The following is a 19,476-nucleotide window of genomic DNA, read 5'->3' as shown; positions in this document are numbered from 1 at the left end:
GAATTATTATGAATCGAAAGTGCAGAGCTCTAGCACTTTAGGCGTTCGGATTACTGCAAATAGCAAAAATTGGAACTAATTTGATGCTGTTTTTTTAAACTGAGAAGGAGTTTGCCCCGTTATTTTTTTGAAGGTTGTGTTGAAAGTAGTCTTAGAATTAAAACCTGCTTCCAGGCCAATAGCGAGTAAAGTGTACTCTGAAAATTCGGGTTGTAATAAGTATATTTTAGCCTCTTTTACCCGAAGAAGGTTTATATAATTTGAAAAAGTAGTTTTTAATTCAGCATTTATCATTCGCGATAAATGGCTGCTGCTAATTTGAAGATCGTCGGCCATAGAGTCTAAAGTTATTGAAGAGTCCAAAAACTTCTTTTCCTCGATAAGCCTTTTTTCGAATAACAAAATATGTTTACCTTTAGTTTCTTCAGAAATAGAGTAATCCTGTTTTCCATAAAAAGACTTTCTTATTTTTCTTCGTTCTTCTTGCACTCCAATTTTTCGGGTTCCTATATATCCTAAAGTGTATATTATAATTGAAATGCCAATTAGAAGAAGATATGCCGGGTATTCATTTTCATTTATAAGAGCTCCAACAATGGTTGCATACATCCAAAAAATATTGAAAAGAAACAGCAAAATGAATAATATCTTTAGCCACGTAAGTTTTGATTTTACTATTTCAGAATAATATTTCACAGGCTTTTTATGATAAATTTCGATTTGCTTCCAAAGAATCAATAGCACTAGACTAACCATTAGAATACTAAGAAAATCACCATAGGTATCAATAAATTCCATAACTGCATACATGCTTATAAAAAAAGGATGGGAAATGTCTAAGACCAAATACACTAATTTAAAAATTAAACTAGCAAAGAGTATTACTAAGAAAGGCAGATAGAATAACTTTTCTAGTCGTATGTTTTTTCGGTCTGGATATAAAAAGATCATCACAAAAAAATAGAACAAAGCCGCTTGTGCAAAAGAATAAGGTAAAAAAAGATGGTAATATTCAAGACTCGTTACAGCGCCTGTTTCCCATAATAATTCCTGAAGTATGGAGAGGGTAATAAAAAGAATCAATAAACCAAGATAAATGGAAGCACGCGTTCTATATTTTGCGAGCAATAAGATATAGACGGTTAAGAAAACCCCCTGAATTATTCCCGCAATAACCAGACTGCTATAAAAATTTAATTCCAATTGCTTGATTAGTTGGATTTAAAGATAGGGAATATTTTTTTTTACCTTTCGCTTTAAAATTCCAAAAATCAAATATTTTTATTATACCCGCTCATTTTCCATATCAATAACCTTCGCAACCGTCTTTACAAGGCGGTTGTGGTTTTTTACAAAAGGATTGGTTTCATCCCAAACATAGCCAGCAAGAACCGCGCAAATTTGTTCTTTGATTACTGGGTTTTCCGGACGGTGAAAGAATATTTTTTGGAGATTCCCCGTGTACCATTCTTTTACGTAGGTTCTAAAAACAGCTACCCCTTTCATGATATATTCGGTGTAATCTTCTTCCCAATCCACGTTTTCGCCTTGCAGCTCTTTGGTTATTAATTTTGCGGCTTTTAATCCAGATTCGGTGGCGAAAGTAACGCCAGATGAAAATACCGGATCTAAAAATTCGGCACTATTCCCCGTAAGGGCATAACCATTCCCGTAAAGTTGTTTTACTGCTTTTGAATAATTTTTAATAACATAAGGCTCAAAAAGAAATTCCAAATCCTTCAGTCGGTCATAATAATAGTCTGAAGTTTTTAGCATTTCCTTCATTTTTTCGGCATTGGTTCCTTCAAATGATTCAATAAATTCCGTGGGACCTACAAAACCAATACTGGTATTTCCGTTTGAAAAAGGAATTACCCAAAGCCAAACATCGTCTTTTACAACATCAAAAGTGATAATGGTTCCTTCAACGCCTTCAGGACGGTTAGGTTCTTTCACGTGGGTAAATATGGCGGAATTTGCATCAAGCGAAGATGGCATATCCAAATCCAACAAACGCGGCAAAACCCTTCCATAACCGCTGCTATCAATTATAAATTTCGCATTTATTTTATATTCGTTTCCATTTTCATCCTTTACGGTTGTAACTGAATTTCCAATACCTCCAAGAGTCGAAAGAGGGTCTCCAGGTGGAGCCGATGGATCAAATTGTACATCAATCACTTCATGACCGAAAGAAAGATCCACTCCTTTTTTTACTATTTCTTTAGCAAGGGTATGGTCAAAATGGGCCCTTGGAACTTGCCACGTATAATCCCAGCCTGGGGTATGTTTTTCACCGAAATCGAAATTGCAAACAACGTCATTTTTCAAAAAGCGTGCACCAGATTTTATTTCGAAACCTTGTTCCATTAAGCAATCCAAAAGTCCCGTTTCCTCAAAATGGTCCATACAGCGTGGCAGGAGACTTTCGCCTATCACAAAGCGTGGAAATGTGTTTTTTTCAACTACTTTACAGTTTATTCCATTGTTTTTTAAGTATGACGCAGCAACGCATCCCGAAGGTCCGGCGCCAATAATTAACACATCAACATTAATATCATTCATATAATAAGATATAAAAGTTAAAAAATTCTAAATTTGCAGTCTAAAGTAATGAATTATTTTTGCAATTCACATTTAATCAACCCATTGATTCTACAATAAATGCCAACATTAAAAGGAAAACTGGAAATTGCCGATTTTGAGAAAACAATTTTCAAAAATGAAACTGTCCAACTGCACAAAGATATAATAGAAAGAGTTCAAAACAGTTTTGATTTTCTAAAGGATTTCTCCGAAAACAAAACTATTTACGGCGTAAACACTGGTTTTGGTCCGATGGCGCAGTATAAAATAAAAGATAATGAACGCATTCAATTGCAATACAATCTTATTAGAAGTCACGCTTCTGGTACTGGAAATATAATTGCGCCACAATACGTTCGCGCAGCCATGCTGGCACGTTTAAATACCTTAAGTCTCGGTAATAGCGGGGTGCATCCTTCAGTTATAAATTTGATGACTCAGCTACTTAACAAGAATATTATTCCACTTATTTATGAACACGGAGGCGTAGGTGCGAGTGGCGATTTAGTGCAGCTTGCCCATTTGGCTTTGGTGTTGATTGGCGAAGGGGAAGTTTTTTATAAAGGCGAACGTAAAAATACCAAAGAAGTTTTCGAACTTGAAAATCTAGAGCCCATAAAAGTGGAACTTCGAGAAGGACTGGCTTTAATGAACGGTACTTCAGTAATGACGGGTATTGGCGTTATAAATGTTCTTTATTCCAAAAATATTTTGCAGTGGATGATTAAGGCTTCTTCTGCCATCAATGAAATTGTAATGGCGTATGATGACCATCTTTCGTTTCAACTTAACCAGACCAAAAGACATCACGGCCAGCGCGAAGTAGCCAAAATGATGCGCACCCATTTAGACGACAGTAAATTGACGCGAAAGCGCGAACATCATTTGTATAATGGTTCAAAAGATGTTGAGGTTTTTGAGGAAAAAGTACAAGAATACTATTCCCTGCGCTGTGTGCCACAAATTTTGGGACCGGTATTGGACACAATTAATTCGGTAGAAAATATATTGATTGAAGAAGTAAATTCGGCAAACGACAATCCAATTGTTGATGTTGAAAATCAAAATGTTTATCACGGCGGAAACTTCCACGGTGATTATGTTTCGTTGGAAATGGACAAACTCAAAATAGTTGTTGCTAAAATGACCATGCTTTCTGAGCGTCAATTAAACTACTTACTTAATTCAAAACTAAACGACATACTTCCACCATTTGTGAATTTAGGAAAACTGGGGTTAAACTTTGGAATGCAGGGCGTGCAATTTACGGCTACTTCAACCACAGCAGAAAGTCAAATGCTCAGCAACCCAATGTATGTGCACAGCATCCCAAACAATAACGATAATCAAGATATTGTAAGTATGGGCACAAATGCGGCTCTTATCGCTAAAAAAGTAATTGAAAATGCTTTTGAGGTAGTTGCAATTGAATTAATAACCATCATTCAGGCAATCGAATATCTAAAAGTACAAGATCAGGTTTCTTCTAAAACAAAAAAGATGTACGACGAAATTCGGGCTATTGTTCCAATCTTTAAGGAAGATATCGTTATGTATCCCTACGTTAACAAGGTGAAAGAATTTTTAATGGATTCGTCAAAATAAGTTTGTATTTTCTCATCAAAAATGTTTATTTTAACTTTAACTAACTAAAAAATATAATATTATGAGATCGATTTTAACTTTCGTATGTATTCTTTTCATTGGAATAATAGCTACTTCCGCACAGGAACTAGCATTGGTTCGCGACGATGGTAGTTTTGGCTACATCAACAAAACAGGCGAGTTCGCCATTCAACCACAATTTGACAAAGCGGATAGTTTTTCTGGCAAATACGCGGCGGCAATGAAAGACAAGAAGTGGGGTTTTATCAATGCTTCTGGGGAGTGGGTAATACAACCACAATATGATCGCGTAAAAGCCTTTAATTCTGGATATGCCTTGGTTTTAGAAGACAAGGACTGGAAATATATCAATTCGAAAAACGAAACGCTTACTACTCCAACCACAGATAAGTATTATGATTTTGACAATGGGGTTGCAATAATCCGAAGCGGTGATAATGTTGGTTTGATAGACACCAACGGAAAAACAATTTTAGAGCCAAAGTATAGCGAGATTAAAGGTTTTATTAACGGATATGCAAAATTTAAAGACGGTGAGAAATGGGGTCTCCTTAACAATAAAGGCGATGTTTTTGTACCTGCCGAATACGATGAAATTGGCGATTTCAGCAAAAACGGACTTTGGGCCCGGAAAGGGGATAGTTTCGGAATATTGAATGATGGAATTTTCACTTCTATTGCAGGAATAGATAAAATTTGGGATTTCACCAATGACTCTCCTTTAACCTATGCGCGAAGTGCCGAAATGATGGGTTTTATCAATGGGATTGGTGAATGGATAATTGAGCCAGCTTATGATAAAGCGCGTGCATTTAACGCGGGTCTTGCACCAGTATATAAAGACAAAAACTGGGGTTACATCAACGAAAAAGGAGAAAAAGTAATTGATTTTAAATATAGGGATGCCGAAATTTTTTCAGATAACGGATTCGCTCCGGTAAAAGAAAAAAAACTTTGGGGGTTTATTGATAAAACAGGAAACCTAGTTATTCCGATGGAATACGATATTTCTACTGGAGGCATGTTCGGCTTCTTACAAAAAGGTGCTGAAAAAGGATTTCAAAACGGACTTGCTCGCGTAAAGAAAAAGAAGGAATGGGGTTTTATAAATGAAAGCGGCCAAGTGGTTGGCAAATGGCACCAAAATGCGGAGAATTTTGTAGATACTTCGAAGTAAAAAAAGTATTCAGTGTTCAGTGAGCAGGGAATTCTTGCAAAGCGGTGCACTGAGCTTGCCAAATTGTGTTCCGATCTTTTAGACGGGCTCCTTTTAGGTTTATAAAAAACACGAATTTAAGTTTAAGAATTAAATTAATTATATGGTTCCTTCCCTTTTTTCTTGGGGAGTTGCCGAAGGCGGAGGTGTACCTTTGCAAGAGATTTTTATATGGAAGAGAAAAAAACGAAACAGAAATACGCATTAGTAACAGGAGGCTCAAGAGGGATTGGTCGTGCGGTTTGTATTCAATTGACGAAAGATTTGGATTATAGCCTTCTTATAAATTACAGTAGTAACAAAGACGCTGCCCTGCAAACGCTCAGCGAAATTGAAGCGCTTGGTGGTAAAGGTGAAATTATCCAGTTTGACGTATCTGATATTGAATCCGTAACAAATGCATTTGATAAATGGCATGATAAAAACAAAGATGCAATTATTGAAGTGATTGTTAACAACGCGGGCATTACTAGAGATGGTTTGTTTATGTGGATGAAACCCGAAGATTGGCATAAGGTTGTCAACACTAGTTTAACCGGGTTTTATAATGTTACCAACACTTTAATTCAGAAATTATTGGTCAATAAATACGGGCGAATTATTAATATGGTTTCCGTTTCGGGATTAAAGGGCACTTCGGGGCAAGTAAATTATTCTGCGGCGAAAGCAGCTGTAATTGGTGCGACAAAAGCTTTGGCACAGGAAGTTGCAAAACGAAACATCACGGTTAATGCAGTAGCACCAGGGTTTATAAAAAGCGATATGACTGCAGAACTCGATGAAAAAGAACTTAAAAAAATGATTCCCGCCAATCGTTTTGGTGAAGCAGAAGAAGTAGCGCACGTGGTGAGCTTTTTAGCCTCAAGAAAATCTTCTTATATTACAGGTGAAGTCATTAATATAAATGGGGGGATTTATTCTTAAAACAAAAAAAATTGTTCAAATAGAATAACGACTTACAAAAGAGGTTATTTAGTAAATTTGAGAAAGACGAATAAGGATGAAAATTGAAACAAAAAAAATAGAGCTTGTAAAGTTAATATTGAATATTGACAACGAGGTTTTTATAAAAAAAGTAACTGATTTCATAAACAATGAAAATGCGGATTTTTGGAATGAGATGAGTGCCGTAGAACAAGCAGAAATTAAAAAGGGTATTGAGCAGTTAGATAAAGGTAATCGCTCTTTACATAAAGACGTTTTGAATAGAATTTCTTAATGGAAATTTTTGTTTCAGACATTGCCGAATACAAATTAAAAAAACTTACTGAGTGTTTATTGGAAGAATGGGGATATAAGGTCAAGAAAAACTTTTTAATCAAATTGAATGAAAAAATAAAACAGATTTCAGAGTATCCAGAAAGCTGTCCAAAATCAATAGTATTCGGAGGAATATATAAATGCGTGGTCACAAGGCAAACAACGTTTTTCTATCGGGTAAATTTCGCAAAGAAAGAAATAGAAATAATTACCTTGTTTGACACAAGGCAAGATCCAGATGAATTGAAAAAACAATTGGATTAAGTATGTAGCTTGCAATAAGTTGAGAAATAACCAAAGCTGTTTCTAGAATAAAAGTATTTATTAATTAAGACTGAAAATAATTGAGAAGAGTAGTGATAACCGGAATGGGTATATATTCCTGCATAGGTAAAAATCTGCAGGAAGTAAAGGAGTCTTTATATAATGGGAAGTCTGGTATTATTTGCGATGGAAAACGCAAGGATTTTGGTTATCGCTCTTGCTTAACAGGATGGGTAGAAGAGCCTAATTTAAAGGAACAGCTGTCGCGCCGAGAACGAATTAGTTTAGGTGAAGAAGGTGCCTACGCGTATGCAGCCACCTTTGAAGCTTTAAAAAATGCTAAAATCGACGAACAATTCTTTGAAGAGAACGAAGTAGGAATCCTATACGGTAACGACAGTACTGCAAAATCGGTTATAGATTCGGTTGATAAAATTCGTGAGAAAAAGGATACCACGCTCGTGGGTTCGGGTGCGATTTTTAAAGCGATGAACTCTTCAGTAACAATGAACCTTTCAACTATTTTTAAGTTGAGAGGGATTAACTTTACCATCAGTGCCGCTTGTGCAAGTGGTTCTCATTCCATTGGGATGGCATACTTCCTCATTAAAAACGGACTTCAAGACTGTATAATTTCTGGTGGAGCACAGGAAATTAATGAATTGGCAATGGGTAGTTTTGATGGTCTTGGGGTTTTTTCAACCCAATTAGACCCAACAAAAGCCAGCCGTCCATTTGATAAAGCACGTGATGGTTTGGTGCCAAGTGGCGGAGCGGCAACGCTAGTAATTGAAAGCTACGAAAGTGCTATTAAACGCGGTGCTCCAATTTTAGGAGAAATTATTGGCTATGGTTTTTCTTCCAACGGAGAACATATTTCAACTCCAAATGTTGATGGTCCTGCTCGTGCTATGAAAATGGCCTTAGATCAGGCAAATATAAAAGCTTCAGAAATTGATTACGTCAATGCGCACGCAACATCAACCCCGGTTGGCGATGCAAATGAAGCGCTTGCAATCACAGAAGTTTTTGGTGAAAATGGACCCTGCGTAAGCTCTACAAAATCTATGACCGGTCACGAATGTTGGATGGCTGGGGCAAGCGAAGTAATATATTCCATGTTAATGATGGAAAACTCCTTTATTGCGCCAAACATCAACCTTGAAAACCCAGATGAGGCCGCTTCAAAATTAAACCTTGTTAACAAAACGTTAAACAAAAAAATTGATGTATTTTTGTCGAATTCATTCGGGTTTGGGGGAACCAATTCCGCACTGATAATTAAAAAATGTACACATTAGAAATGAATAAAGAAGTTATAGTTGAAAAGATAAACTACTTTTTGGTAGATGAGTTTGAGGTAGATACTGAAGACATAGCGCCAATAGCTAACCTAAAGGAAACTTTGGAATTGGATAGCTTAGACTTCGTGGATCTGGTAGTTGCCATTGAGGCTAACTTTGGTGTGAAATTGACTGGTGAGGATTTCCTTAATGTGATTACACTTCAAGACTTTTACGATCTGATTGAAACAAAAATCAGCTGAAATCTGGAATAACTTTTTATGGCTGGTGAATGGGAAGGCAAGAGCAAAGGCACCGTTTTTGGATATAAAATCTTTATATTTTTTATTAGGAAATTAGGGGTTCGCGCAGCTTATGGATTACTTTATTTTGTTGCGTTATATTACGTTTTCTTTGCGGGGAAAAGCACCCGTTCCATCTACCATTATTTTCGTAAACGGCTGAAATATTCTGTAACTAAGAGTATTATTGGTATTTATAAGAGTTATTACGTCTTCGGAAAAACCATTATTGACAAAGCCGCAATTTCTTCAGGCTTAAAAAATCGCTTCACTCAAGAATGTGATGGCGTGGAAAATATTACAAATCTTCTCGATAAAAAACAGGGCGGGATTATGATCAGCGCCCACGTAGGTAATTTTGAAATAGCCGAATTTTTTTTTGAGGAAATTGACACTAGATCACAGATAAGTCTTGTTACCACTGATACCGAACACCAAAATATCAAGGAATATATGGAGAAAGTCACCGTTCGGTCCAAGATAAAATTTATTTTGGTAAAAGATGATATGTCCCATATTTTTGAGATTAATAATGCACTAAACAATGGTGAATTGGTCTGCTTTACGGGAGATAGATATATGAAAGGCCAAAAGGTTTTGACCGAATCACTTCTGGGAAAAGAAGCAAACTTTCCAGCCGGCCCATTTTTATTGGCCAGCAGATTAAATGTTCCAGTATTGTTTGTTTATGTCATGAAGGAGACCAACAAACATTATCATTTGTATGCACGACGGGCCGATGTTAAAAACCGAGACGCACAAGGACTCCTAAAAAAATACACCGAAAGTGTAGCGTGGATGTTGAAGAAATATCCATTACAGTGGTTTAACTATTTTGATTTTTGGGAAACGGACGATTAAGGAGTTTCTGGGAAGACCTTCAAGACTTCCTGCAAGGTCTCCACTTGTCCGACGGAGGAGGAAGACCCCTTGTAGGTATATAACTAAATTATGAAAGAAGTATTAATAATATATTATTCCCAATCTGGGCAGTTAACGGATATTTTAAAGAATATCGCTTCAACTATTTCTGATGAAAAAGTAAACATATCTTATTACGAAATTGTTCCTAAGAAAAAATTTCCTTTTCCTTGGGAGCAAGAGGAATTCTACGGTGCTTTTCCTGAAACATTTCTTCAAATTCCCACTCCATTGGAAAGTGTGCCATCTGAAATACTTGGGAAAAAATACGATTTGGTGATTTTAGGCTATACTACTTGGTATTTAACGCCTTCCATTCCCATTAATTCATTCTTAAAATCTGCTGAAGCCAAAGCCTTGTTGGCAAATACCCCAGTTGTCACCGTGTCTGCCAGTAGAAATATGTGGATTATGGCGCAGGAGAAAATGAAAAAACTTTTGATAGCCAATAGTGCCAAATTGGTTGGAAATATTGCCTTGGTGGATCGAAACCTCAATCACATTAGTGTAATCACAATCGTGCATTGGCTGATGGGTGGAAAGAAAACGAAAATGTTGGGAATTTTCCCAAAACCAGGAGTTTCGGATAAGGATATTGATGCCGCATCTCGTTTTGGAAACCCCATTAAAGCGGCTTTACTTCAAAATGAATATTCAAAACTACAAGATAATCTTTTGGAAGTTGGTGCTGTAAAAGTAGATTCTTCTTTAATCGCTACAGATATTCGCGGAAATATAGTCTTTACAAAATGGGCGGATCTATTAATCAAAAAGGAGGGCGAAGAAAGAGGGAAATGGCTCGTTTATTTTAAATATTATTTGTTATTTGCAATATGGCTTATAGCTCCAATTGTATTTATTGTATTTTTGCTCACTTATCTCCCAATGTATCGTAAAATTCAAAGAGATAAAGCCTATTATTCATCAGTTGAATTAAAGTAAGATTAATGAAGAACGTATACATAACAAGGATTGCAAAGTTCTTGCCCAATGACCCCGTAGACAACGATTCCATGGAGGAGAAGCTAGGAGTTATTAATGGAAAAACATCCAAAGCGCGCCGTTTAATCCTTCGAAATAATAAAATAAAAACCCGGTATTACGCAATAGATGCAAACGGAAATGTAACACATAATAACGCGCAACTTACGGCGGAAGCCGTTGAAGCTTTGTGCGACGATTCCTTTAGTAAAAACGATATAGAATTGCTGTCTTGCGGTACGTCAAGTCCAGACCAGATTTTACCTAGCCATGCAGCCATGGTCCATGGATTCTTAAAGAATGGAAACCTTGAAGTAAATTCCCCTTCTGGCGCTTGCTGTAGTGGAATGAACGCTTTGAAATACGGTTTTATGGCTATAAAATCTGATCAAGTAAAAAATGCGGTCTGTACAGGTTCCGAAAGAACTTCCTCTTGGATGAGATCTGATATTTTTGAAGACGAAGTTGCACACTTAAAAGAAATAGAAGAAAATCCAATCCTCGCTTTCAATAAAGAATTTTTACGATGGATGCTTTCTGACGGCGCTGGGGCAGTTCTTTTAGAGAGTGAACCAAATGGTGAAACACCACTTAAAATAGAATGGATGGAAGGTTACAGCTATGCCTTCGAACTTGACACTTGTATGTATGCTGGTGGCGATAAATTAGAAGACGGAAGCTTGAAACCTTGGAGTGAATATCCGGCAGATGTTTGGGGTAAAATGTCACTTTTCGCAATGAAACAGGATGTGAAATTGTTAGCTGAAAACATTCTTCAAAAAGGCGTTGAAAGCATGAAAGATGCTATGGCAAAGCACAATATCACAGAAGATGATATAGATTATTACCTACCTCATATTTCCTCATATTATTTTAAAGAAAATCTTTACAACGAAATTGAACGCCAAGAGCTCCATTTGCCTTGGGATAAATGGTTTATAAACCTAGAAAAAGTTGGAAATGTTGGTGCTGGTTCTGTCTACCTTATGTTAGAAGAGTTGGTACATTCCGGAAAACTAAAAAAAGGTGACAAAATATTTCTGCAAGTACCAGAAAGTGCCCGGTTTGCTTATTCCTACGCCTATTTAACGCTTGTGTAAATGGATGTCTTCACCAAAAAGATAACGGATAAAGATTTCATCGGAAAACTAATTCCGCAGAAAGCACCGTTTGTAATGGTTGATAAATTACTTCATTTTGAAGATAAAAAGGTGGTCGCTGGATTGACTATTTCCGAAGAAAATATTTTCGTGCAAAACAATAAATTTACCGCTCCCGGCTTGATTGAGCATATGGCGCAATCCGTTGCCCTTTATACTGGTTATCGATTTTTTCTAAAAAAGGAAGATGCCCCCACCGGTTATATTGGCGCCATCAAAAAAGCTGAGATTTTTCAGCTTCCTTCCATCGGAAAAGAGCTAGTTACAACCATAGTTATCCTTCACGATATTATGGGTGTTACCTTGGTTTCTGCAGAGACCAAATGCGATGGAAAAATGATTGCTTCTAGTGAAATGAAAACTGTATTGGCTAACTGATGAAAATAACAGACATTTCAAATCTTGATATTTCAAACTTTCTACCACATCGCAAACCGATGCTTATGGTAAGCTCTGTTTTGGAAATAGATGACAATTCTGTAGCAACACAATTTCATATTTTAGAAGATTGCGTTTTCTTGAGAAACGGAAAATTATCGGAAACCGGACTAATTGAAAATGCTGCCCAAGCTGCTTCTGGCGTGGTGGGACAAACTTTTTTTGACAAAGACGATCTCGAAGGAACAGGTAATAAACTTGTTGGTTATATAAGTGCAATCAAAAGAATTGAAATCTTTGAACTTCCAGGTCTGGGCGAAACTATTGTTACCAAAGCAAAATTACTTTCTAGGTTGGATACAGGCGAAATGACTATGTGCAGCTTTGAAGCGGAAACCTTTCTCGGTGAAAAATTAATTGTATCTTCTACCATGAATTTTTTAATCCATGAAGTCTGATTATGAAGAAGAAAGAAGTGCCACAAGACAAAAGCAATTTGGAGTCGGCAAATTTCCGTGAACTCTGTTATGCCGTTGATGAAAATGGCGAATATACCACTGAAAACAGTAGCGGTTGGGAACCAAAAACAGTCGCCTTAAACAATGCAATTGAAGAAATAAACGAGCGTATTGAAGATGCTAAAAACCGTGTAATTGACGGTAAAACCAGTCCCATTGAATATTATATGGAACTTCATAAAATGGACGTTAGTATATTGGCGAGTTACGTTGGCTTTTGGCAATGGAAAGTAAAACGACATTTTAAACCATCCGTTTTTAAGGGGTTAAGCGCTAAAACCTTAAATAAATATGCTGCCGTTTTTGAGATTTCGGTAGATGAACTTCAGAACATTTCAAAATAATGGAAATAGATTTCACTCATCATCAATCCGCCCATTGCGAAAATGGCGTGATATCGAACCTGATGAAACACAATGGCTTCAGTGTTAGCGAACCAATGGTTTTTGGTATTGGTAGTGGTCTGCTTTATTGTTATATACCTTTTTTAAAAGTGAATCATGCCCCAGTGATTACGTATCGCGCATTACCTGGGCATATTTTTAAAAAGTTTGCCAAACGTACGGGTATTAAAATGAAACGCGAGAAATTTAGTAATCCGAAAGAAGCTAAAGCGCGTTTGGATGAAAATCTTGAACAAAACAATCCTGTAGGCTTACAGGTTGGAGTTTATAATCTTCTCTATTTTCCAGATGAATATCGTTTTCATTTCAACGCCCACAATATGGTGGTTTATGGAAAGAAAGACGATCGTTATTTAATTAGCGATCCAGTAATGGAAGTGGTAACAACACTCTCTGAAAAGGAATTGGAAAAAGTGCGTTTTGCAAAAGGTGCTTTTGCTCCCAAGGGACATATGTATTACCCAATTTCTTTTCCTGAAAAACTAGATCTTGAAACTGCTATTGTAAAGGGCATTAAAGATACTTGTAAGGCGATGTTGGCACCAGTCCCCTATGTTGGAGTGAAGGGTATTCATACCATCGCAAAACTGATCCGCAAATGGCCCAAGAAAAAAGGAGTTAAAACTGCAAACCATTATTTAGGTCAGGTGGTGCGAATGCAAGAAGAAATAGGTACTGGGGGCGGTGGCTTTCGCTATATTTATGCCGCATTTTTACAGGAATCTGGCAAAATGTTGAAAAATGAAAAGTTAATTGAACTTTCAAAAGAAATGACCGAAATAGGTGATCTATGGCGAGATTTCGCTGTTGAAGCTTCAAGAATTTATAAAAATCGTAGTGCACAGACAGATAGCTATAATAAAGTTGCCGATCAATTAGACCATATTGCCAACTTGGAAAAAGTGTTTTTTATGAAGCTGAAAAAAGCCATTTAAAAAGTTATGATTTAATGACTTATAATGGTATAAAAGTCCCCTTTGGGGATTTAGGGGAAAAATGATACAAATAAACCAACTTTCAAAAAAATACAAAGGCGCCGAATTCTTTTCGGTGAAAGACCTTAGTTTGAAAGTTGAACCCGGTGAAATCTATGGTTTGCTCGGGCCAAACGGCGCAGGAAAAACGACGCTTATTTCCATGTTAACTTCCCTATTAAAACCTACCTCAGGTTCATTTACAATCAACGGATTGAATTTTAAGGATAATAAAAACCAATTAAAACAACTTATTGGAATCGTGCCACAAGAGTACGCACTTTATCCAACACTTACCGCTTTTGAAAACTTGCAATATTTTGGGAGTATGTACGGAATTAAAGGGGAAACCCTAAAAAAATCCATTTGCGAGCATCTAGAGATTATGGGACTTTCAAAATTCTCCGATAAAAAAACCGCCACTTTTTCTGGAGGAATGAAACGCAGAGTAAATTTGATTGCTGGAATTCTTCACCAACCCAAAGTGTTGTTTCTTGATGAGCCTACAGTTGGGGTAGATGTACAATCCAAAAACGTGATTATCGATCATTTAAAATTGCTGAATAAACAAGGAGCCACTATTATTTACACTTCGCATCATTTAAATGAAGCAGAAGTTTTTTGTACCCACGTTGCTATTATTGACAATGGCGAAATCATTATAAAAGGAATTCCTTCCGAATTGATAAAAAATCAAACTGGCGCCAATAACCTGGAAGATGTATTTTTGGTACAAACCGGGAAAGGGCTTCGTGATTATGCATAAACTCTGGGCCTCCACATATAAGGAAATGATTTTGCTGACCCGCGATTTAGGCGGAATTGCCATTCTATTTATCATGCCTTTATTGCTATTGATTGTGATAACGCTGGTTCAAGACAGCACTTTTAAAACAATTAGTGATGTAAGAATTCCCGTTCTTCTGGTGGATAACGACCAAGGTGAAGTTTCAAAAAACATAATTGAAAATCTTGCTGAATCTAATTCCTTCGAAATACTTCTGAAAAATACTGAGGAAGAGGCGAAAGATGCTGTTTTTGCTGGAAAATATCAATTGGCAATCGTAATTCCAGAAAATCTTTCTACCTCTCTTCAAAAGAAAGTAAATCAAAATGTGGGAGGTATTTTAGCGAAATTCGGGTTGGAAGAAGATAGTTTAATAACTCCGAAAGAGACCATTCCGCAAAAGGAAGTCCGACTCTATTTTGACCCTGCAACTCAAGTGAGTTTTAAATCTTCAGTGAAAAACGGAATCGATAAAATGATTTCAAAAATTGAAACACAAAGCATTTATAAAACTTTTCAAACTGAACTAGGTGAAGAAACGGAACCAATTTTCGATACGGAGAATTTTATAGCCTTTAAAGAAATACGTCCCACAAAGGGGAATAAGGAAATAATTCCCAACTCGGCCCAACATAACATTCCTGCTTGGACGCTGTTTGCTATTTTCTTTATAATCGTTCCGCTTTCTATCAATTTAGTGAAGGAAAAAAATCAAGGCACTTTCGTTCGTTTGCGAACTACACCCGTAAATTACGCCACAGTTTTAGGAGGGAAAACGCTCGTTTATCTAGTGGTTTGTTTAATTCAATTTACATTGATGTTGCTTGTAGGAATTTATCTTTTTCCAGCTATTGGCCTTCCAGGACTTGATGTTTCGGGCAAGTTAGCCATGTTATACTTGGTTGCACTTTTTTCAGGTTTGGCGGCAATTGGATTAGGGTTGCTTTTAGGAACCATCGCAGAAACACAAGAGCAGGCGGCTCCTTTTGGATCAACTTTGGTAGTTATCCTGGCGGCTCTCGGGGGTGTTTGGGTTCCCGTTTTTGTAATGCCGAAATTTATGCAATTGATTTCAAAAATTTCGCCAATGAACTGGGGGTTAGAGGCTTTTTACGATGTTTTTTTAAGAAACATGCAATTTGCTGAAATACTTCCTCGAATTTTGTTACTATTGTTATTCTTCCTTACAACAACGATAATTGCTATAATTTATAATCAAAGAAAAAATGCCGTCTGAAAATATAAACGAAATAAGTTTCACTTCTGAAATTCGCGTACGTTTCACAGAAACCGATCCGTTGGGAATCGTTTGGCACGGCAATTACATTCAATATTTTGAGGATGGTCGGGAGGCTTTTGGGCGTGAGCACGGCATCTCCTATTTAGAACAAAAAGCAAACGGTTACACTTCCCCGATTGTTTCGTCTTGTTGCGAACATAAACTACCACTTCGTTATGGAGATGTGGCAACCATAAAAACAACTTATATTCCTTCGCGAGCCGCAAAAATGATTTTTAAATATCGAATTTTTGATCCAAAAGGTCGATTGGTTTGTTTGGGCGAAACTATACAGGTTTTTTTAAATGAAAAAGGTGAACTGGTTTTAACGAAACCCGATTTTTTCGCAAATTGGTTGGAAAAAATGGAGCTTTAAAAATGATTAAAACCTATCTTTCACATAATAATATTTTTTGCAGTTTAGGTTTTGATAGCCAGACGGTTGTTGAAAATATCTCTAATGGAGTTTCGGGGCTTCAATTGTTTGAAGACACTTCACTTTTACCATTACCTTTTTGTGCTTCCATGATTTCTTCGGAAATAATAAATACGGAATTCAAGAAAATTGGAGACGCCCCAAAGTTTACAAAACTTGAACAAATGATGATTCTTTCATTGAAAAAAGTGATTGATACTTCAGAAATTGCTTTAGATGAAAGAGTAGGACTTATAATTTCAACCACAAAGGGAAATATTGATGTACTTGAAAAAGATAGTAATTTCCCCGAAAGTCGTGCCTATTTAAGTGAATTGGGAAAAACAATTCAAGATTTTTTCGGCTTTCAAAACGAAGCAATAGTTCTTTCAAATGCTTGTGTTTCCGGCGTTTTAGCTATTTCAGCGGCGAAACGATTTATTTCCGAAAAGAAATACGATCATATTTTTATAACAAGCGGTGATTTACTTACGAAGTTTATTCTTTCAGGATTTAATTCCTTTCAAGCTTTATCAGCAGAACCCTGTAAGCCTTATGATAAAAATAGAATTGGAATTAATCTTGGCGAAGTGGCAGCCAGTATTTTGGTAACTTCCAACGTTAAAAACCTTTCGGATGATGCCGTTGAAATTTTGGGTGATGTCACTTGCAACGATGCTAATCATATTTCTGGGCCGTCGCGAACCGGAGAAGGGCTTTTCCGAAGTGTAAGAGCTGCCCTAAAAGAAGCAAACATCAGTGTTTCAGAAATAGATTATATTTCTGCACACGGTACTGCAACATCCTTCAATGACGAAATGGAGGCCATTGCATTTAATAGAATTGGACTGGAAAATACACCACTAAATAGCTTAAAGGGTTATTTTGGACATACGCTTGGAGCTTCGGGATTACTGGAAACCATCGTGGGAATGAAGTCTTTAAGACAAAATATTCTTTTTTCTTCCAAAGGATTTTCCGAACTTGGGGTTTCAAAAAAAATAAACGTCATTAAAACTAATACGCCAAAAACCTTGAATACCTTCTTAAAAACCGCATCTGGCTTTGGAGGTTGCAACACTGCGGTGATCTTGAAAAGTTACAACTAACCAACCATAAATGTCAAAGTCTATAAAAAAAATGAACGCACTGGAAGCTTTGGAGGAAGCGCATAAGATTGCATTTGCACCTTTTGTTTTTCAGGCCTCAGTTTCACTTCGGAAACTCGGTATTCTAAATTACATTTTTGATCAGAGAAAAAAAGGCGGGCCTACCGCCGAAGAAATTTCTGAAACCCTTTCCTTGAGTCCGTATGGGGTTGGTGTGCTTTTAGAAATTGCTTTAACTTCTAATATTGTCAGTAAAAATGAAACTGATAATTATGAACTTACCAAAGTGGGCTATTTTCTAAATTATAATGAAACTGCCAGTGTAAACCTCAATTTTACGCACGATGTATGTTACAAAGGCCTGTTTCACTTAAATGAATCTATAAAGACCGGAAAACCCGAAGGTCTTAAAGAACTCGGCCAATGGCCAACCATTTATGAAGGTCTATCGCAAATGAAACCCGATGAACAAAAAGCTTGGTTTGACTTTGATCATCACTATTCTGATGATATTTTTGCTGAGGCACTTCAAAAAATTTTTGAAAGAAAACCCAAAAAACTATTTGACATTGGAGGGAATACAGGTAAATTTTCCATTAGATGCTGTGATTTTGATACAGATGTGAAAGTGACAATTGTCGATTTACCAGGACAGTTGAAGATGGCTTTGGCCAATGCAAAAGACAATGGTTTTGAAGATAGAATAAAAGGCCACGCAATCGATTGGCTTTCCCAAAATCCTCAAATTCCAACTGGAGCAGACCTTATATGGATGTGCCAGTTTTTAGATTGTTTTTCTGAAGATGAAATTGTAAAGGTTTTAAGTACTTGCGCCGAGTCAATGGAATCTGAGGCTGAACTTGTCATCGTAGAAACCTTTACAGATAGGCAGGAATTTCGTGCTTCCCAATTTATTCTAGAAGCTACTTCTCTATATTTTACTGTGCTCGCAAACGGAAATAGCAAAATGTATCCAGCCAGCGTATTTTTGAGGTTGCTTGATAAAGCAGGTCTGCAATTGCAGGAAGATATTGCTTTGGGCGATTATCACACGATGCTCGTTTGTAAAAAGAAAGCTTCATAAATAAGGCTCCGCTCCGTAATCGGGATTTTTAAAAATTGAATTTTAGCGTTAAATGTTGCAGAAGGAATTTCACATAAAAAGTTATTGCCATATAAAAAACCAAAGCCTTTCCGTAAATGGAGAAATACTTTTTATGGATCAAGCTGAAGAATTCCCAGTCTTTATAAAAAACACCTATAAGTTTCTAAATACGGATTATTCCAAGTTTTTTAAAATGGATAATCTTAGCAAGTTGGCATTTTTGGCGGCGGATGTTTTGCTGAAAAATGAAAATTTAGATGAATTTGAAAATAATATAGCACTGATTTTTTCAAACAGAGCGTCCAGTTTAGATACAGACAGAAAACACCAAGCATCAATTGAAAACACTGACGAATACTTTCCCAGTCCTGCAGTTTTTGTCTATACACTCCCTAATATTTGCTTGGGCGAGATAAGTATTAAACACAAGCTTTATTCTGAGAATAGTTTTTTTATCTTTGACCGCTTCAATGCCGAACATTTGCAACTGTATGCCAATAGTTTATTGCGAAACGAGAAAGCTGAAAAAGTACTTTGTGGCTGGATAGATTTTGATGAAAATAGCTACGAAGCTTTTTTGTATTTGGTTGAGAATGAAGGCGAAATTGAACATAACACGGAAGAAATAAACAGATTATATAATACATTATGAGCGAATTAAAAGAAGAATTAAAGACGAAAATAATCGAGCAGTTGAACCTGGAGGATGTTTCAGTAACAGACATTGCTGATGACGACGCGCTTTTTGGCGACGGACTTGGTTTAGATTCTATTGACGCTTTGGAACTTATCGTGATGTTGGATAAAGATTACGGTATCCGTTTAAGCGATCCGAAGGAAGGAAAAAAGATTTTTGAATCTGTACAAGTAATGGCAGATTATATTGAAAAACACCGCACAAAGTAATT

Annotated in this window: 23 protein-coding genes; 21 read left to right on the top strand and 2 right to left on the bottom strand. The window is 36.6% G+C overall.

Annotation, left to right across the window (positions count from 1 at the left end; translation table 11 throughout):
- Positions 1-75: 75 nt before the first annotated feature.
- Complete coding sequence (locus tag G440_RS0108250) at positions 76-1,203, bottom strand: helix-turn-helix domain-containing protein (RefSeq protein WP_026450874.1); 1,128 nt, start codon at positions 1,201-1,203, stop codon at positions 76-78.
- 81 nt (positions 1,204-1,284) lie between these two features.
- Complete coding sequence (locus G440_RS0108245; protein WP_026450873.1) at positions 1,285-2,565, bottom strand: NAD(P)/FAD-dependent oxidoreductase; 1,281 nt, start codon at positions 2,563-2,565, stop codon at positions 1,285-1,287.
- Between the two features lie 99 nt (positions 2,566-2,664).
- Between G440_RS0108245 and flxA the strand changes: the two genes are divergently transcribed.
- The 21 genes from flxA (at position 2,665) to G440_RS0108140 (ending at position 19,474) form a co-directional block, all read left to right on the top strand.
- The gene (gene flxA / locus G440_RS0108240) at positions 2,665-4,191 is read left to right on the top strand and encodes a flexirubin biosynthesis tyrosine ammonia-lyase FlxA (RefSeq protein ID WP_026450872.1); all 1,527 of its coding nucleotides are present in this window, start codon (positions 2,665-2,667) and stop codon (positions 4,189-4,191) included.
- Positions 4,192-4,252: 61 nt separating this feature from the next.
- Positions 4,253-5,389, top strand: a complete 1,137-nt coding sequence (locus tag G440_RS0108235; RefSeq protein ID WP_026450871.1) for a WG repeat-containing protein — start codon at positions 4,253-4,255, stop codon at positions 5,387-5,389.
- A 210-nt stretch (positions 5,390-5,599) separates the two neighbouring features.
- The gene (flxB, locus tag G440_RS0108230; RefSeq protein WP_026450870.1) at positions 5,600-6,352 is read left to right on the top strand and encodes a flexirubin biosynthesis SDR family reductase FlxB; all 753 of its coding nucleotides are present in this window, start codon (positions 5,600-5,602) and stop codon (positions 6,350-6,352) included.
- A gap of 76 nt (positions 6,353-6,428) precedes the next feature.
- On the top strand, positions 6,429-6,647 hold the full coding sequence (locus G440_RS0108225) for a hypothetical protein (RefSeq protein WP_026450869.1): 219 nt from the start codon (positions 6,429-6,431) through the stop codon (positions 6,645-6,647).
- Entirely contained in the window at positions 6,647-6,952 is a 306-nt protein-coding gene (locus tag G440_RS0108220; RefSeq protein WP_026450868.1) for a type II toxin-antitoxin system RelE/ParE family toxin, read from the top strand. Before G440_RS0108225 ends, G440_RS0108220 begins: the two co-directional genes overlap by 1 nt.
- A gap of 80 nt (positions 6,953-7,032) precedes the next feature.
- Positions 7,033-8,253, top strand: a complete 1,221-nt coding sequence (locus tag G440_RS0108215; RefSeq protein ID WP_084426667.1) for a beta-ketoacyl-[acyl-carrier-protein] synthase family protein — start codon at positions 7,033-7,035, stop codon at positions 8,251-8,253.
- Between the two features lie 2 nt (positions 8,254-8,255).
- Entirely contained in the window at positions 8,256-8,498 is a 243-nt protein-coding gene (locus G440_RS0108210; protein ID WP_026450866.1) for a phosphopantetheine-binding protein, read from the top strand.
- 18 nt (positions 8,499-8,516) lie between these two features.
- Complete coding sequence (locus G440_RS0108205) at positions 8,517-9,398, top strand: lysophospholipid acyltransferase family protein (RefSeq protein ID WP_026450865.1); 882 nt, start codon at positions 8,517-8,519, stop codon at positions 9,396-9,398.
- A gap of 90 nt (positions 9,399-9,488) precedes the next feature.
- A complete protein-coding gene (locus tag G440_RS0108200) occupies positions 9,489-10,400 on the top strand; it encodes a hypothetical protein (protein ID WP_026450864.1) in 912 nt (303 codons plus the stop codon).
- A gap of 5 nt (positions 10,401-10,405) precedes the next feature.
- Positions 10,406-11,539 carry a dialkylresorcinol biosynthesis protein DarB gene (gene darB, locus G440_RS0108195; RefSeq protein WP_026450863.1) on the top strand — a complete coding sequence of 378 codons (1,134 nt, stop codon included), beginning with the start codon at positions 10,406-10,408 and terminating at the stop codon, positions 11,537-11,539.
- Positions 11,540-11,977 carry a hotdog family protein gene (locus G440_RS0108190; protein WP_026450862.1) on the top strand — a complete coding sequence of 146 codons (438 nt, stop codon included), beginning with the start codon at positions 11,540-11,542 and terminating at the stop codon, positions 11,975-11,977.
- Complete coding sequence (locus G440_RS0108185; RefSeq protein WP_034259241.1) at positions 11,977-12,435, top strand: hotdog family protein; 459 nt, start codon at positions 11,977-11,979, stop codon at positions 12,433-12,435. Before G440_RS0108190 ends, G440_RS0108185 begins: the two co-directional genes overlap by 1 nt.
- A gap of 2 nt (positions 12,436-12,437) precedes the next feature.
- Complete coding sequence (gene DarG, locus G440_RS0108180; RefSeq protein WP_026450860.1) at positions 12,438-12,839, top strand: flexirubin biosynthesis protein DarG; 402 nt, start codon at positions 12,438-12,440, stop codon at positions 12,837-12,839.
- Positions 12,839-13,834, top strand: coding sequence for a BtrH-related acyltransferase DarH (gene darH / locus G440_RS0108175; protein ID WP_026450859.1), 996 nt, complete (start codon positions 12,839-12,841; stop codon positions 13,832-13,834). The genes DarG and darH overlap by 1 nt, the downstream gene beginning before the upstream one ends.
- A 61-nt stretch (positions 13,835-13,895) precedes the next feature.
- Positions 13,896-14,639: an ABC transporter ATP-binding protein gene (locus tag G440_RS0108170; protein WP_026450858.1), complete on the top strand. Its 744-nt coding sequence runs from the start codon at positions 13,896-13,898 to the stop codon at positions 14,637-14,639.
- On the top strand, positions 14,632-15,897 hold the full coding sequence (locus G440_RS0108165) for an ABC transporter permease (protein WP_026450857.1): 1,266 nt from the start codon (positions 14,632-14,634) through the stop codon (positions 15,895-15,897). The genes G440_RS0108170 and G440_RS0108165 overlap by 8 nt, the downstream gene beginning before the upstream one ends.
- A complete protein-coding gene (locus G440_RS0108160; protein ID WP_026450856.1) occupies positions 15,887-16,315 on the top strand; it encodes an acyl-CoA thioesterase in 429 nt (142 codons plus the stop codon). Before G440_RS0108165 ends, G440_RS0108160 begins: the two co-directional genes overlap by 11 nt.
- Before the next feature lie 2 nt (positions 16,316-16,317).
- Positions 16,318-17,463 carry a beta-ketoacyl-[acyl-carrier-protein] synthase family protein gene (locus G440_RS0108155; RefSeq protein ID WP_026450855.1) on the top strand — a complete coding sequence of 382 codons (1,146 nt, stop codon included), beginning with the start codon at positions 16,318-16,320 and terminating at the stop codon, positions 17,461-17,463.
- Positions 17,464-17,494: 31 nt separating this feature from the next.
- A complete protein-coding gene (locus G440_RS0108150; protein WP_245574843.1) occupies positions 17,495-18,547 on the top strand; it encodes a methyltransferase in 1,053 nt (350 codons plus the stop codon).
- A 52-nt stretch (positions 18,548-18,599) separates the two neighbouring features.
- A complete protein-coding gene (locus tag G440_RS0108145; protein ID WP_026450853.1) occupies positions 18,600-19,220 on the top strand; it encodes a hypothetical protein in 621 nt (206 codons plus the stop codon).
- Positions 19,217-19,474: a phosphopantetheine-binding protein gene (locus G440_RS0108140; RefSeq protein ID WP_026450852.1), complete on the top strand. Its 258-nt coding sequence runs from the start codon at positions 19,217-19,219 to the stop codon at positions 19,472-19,474. The genes G440_RS0108145 and G440_RS0108140 overlap by 4 nt, the downstream gene beginning before the upstream one ends.
- Positions 19,475-19,476: the final 2 nt, after the last annotated feature.

This window comes from Aequorivita capsosiphonis DSM 23843 (assembly GCF_000429125.1).
GTDB lineage: Bacteria > Bacteroidota > Bacteroidia > Flavobacteriales > Flavobacteriaceae > Aequorivita > Aequorivita capsosiphonis.
This window is presented reverse-complemented; position numbering and strand designations above follow the sequence as displayed.

Excerpts from the sequence above, each read along its gene's own strand:
- G440_RS0108245 (WP_026450873.1), bottom strand. The coding sequence starts at position 2,565 with ATGAATGATATTAATGTTGATGTGTTAATTATTGGCGCCGGACCTTCG.
- flxA (WP_026450872.1), top strand. The coding sequence starts at position 2,665 with ATGCCAACATTAAAAGGAAAACTGGAAATTGCCGATTTTGAGAAAACA.
- G440_RS0108235 (WP_026450871.1), top strand. The coding sequence starts at position 4,253 with ATGAGATCGATTTTAACTTTCGTATGTATTCTTTTCATTGGAATAATA.
- flxB (WP_026450870.1), top strand. The coding sequence starts at position 5,600 with ATGGAAGAGAAAAAAACGAAACAGAAATACGCATTAGTAACAGGAGGC.
- G440_RS0108225 (WP_026450869.1), top strand. The coding sequence starts at position 6,429 with ATGAAAATTGAAACAAAAAAAATAGAGCTTGTAAAGTTAATATTGAAT.
- G440_RS0108220 (WP_026450868.1), top strand. The coding sequence starts at position 6,647 with ATGGAAATTTTTGTTTCAGACATTGCCGAATACAAATTAAAAAAACTT.
- G440_RS0108210 (WP_026450866.1), top strand. The coding sequence starts at position 8,256 with ATGAATAAAGAAGTTATAGTTGAAAAGATAAACTACTTTTTGGTAGAT.
- G440_RS0108205 (WP_026450865.1), top strand. The coding sequence starts at position 8,517 with ATGGCTGGTGAATGGGAAGGCAAGAGCAAAGGCACCGTTTTTGGATAT.
- G440_RS0108200 (WP_026450864.1), top strand. The coding sequence starts at position 9,489 with ATGAAAGAAGTATTAATAATATATTATTCCCAATCTGGGCAGTTAACG.
- darB (WP_026450863.1), top strand. The coding sequence starts at position 10,406 with ATGAAGAACGTATACATAACAAGGATTGCAAAGTTCTTGCCCAATGAC.
- G440_RS0108190 (WP_026450862.1), top strand. The coding sequence starts at position 11,540 with ATGGATGTCTTCACCAAAAAGATAACGGATAAAGATTTCATCGGAAAA.
- G440_RS0108185 (WP_034259241.1), top strand. The coding sequence starts at position 11,977 with ATGAAAATAACAGACATTTCAAATCTTGATATTTCAAACTTTCTACCA.
- DarG (WP_026450860.1), top strand. The coding sequence starts at position 12,438 with ATGAAGAAGAAAGAAGTGCCACAAGACAAAAGCAATTTGGAGTCGGCA.
- darH (WP_026450859.1), top strand. The coding sequence starts at position 12,839 with ATGGAAATAGATTTCACTCATCATCAATCCGCCCATTGCGAAAATGGC.
- G440_RS0108170 (WP_026450858.1), top strand. The coding sequence starts at position 13,896 with ATGATACAAATAAACCAACTTTCAAAAAAATACAAAGGCGCCGAATTC.
- G440_RS0108165 (WP_026450857.1), top strand. The coding sequence starts at position 14,632 with ATGCATAAACTCTGGGCCTCCACATATAAGGAAATGATTTTGCTGACC.
- G440_RS0108160 (WP_026450856.1), top strand. The coding sequence starts at position 15,887 with ATGCCGTCTGAAAATATAAACGAAATAAGTTTCACTTCTGAAATTCGC.
- G440_RS0108155 (WP_026450855.1), top strand. The coding sequence starts at position 16,318 with ATGATTAAAACCTATCTTTCACATAATAATATTTTTTGCAGTTTAGGT.
- G440_RS0108150 (WP_245574843.1), top strand. The coding sequence starts at position 17,495 with ATGAACGCACTGGAAGCTTTGGAGGAAGCGCATAAGATTGCATTTGCA.
- G440_RS0108145 (WP_026450853.1), top strand. The coding sequence starts at position 18,600 with ATGTTGCAGAAGGAATTTCACATAAAAAGTTATTGCCATATAAAAAAC.
- G440_RS0108140 (WP_026450852.1), top strand. The coding sequence starts at position 19,217 with ATGAGCGAATTAAAAGAAGAATTAAAGACGAAAATAATCGAGCAGTTG.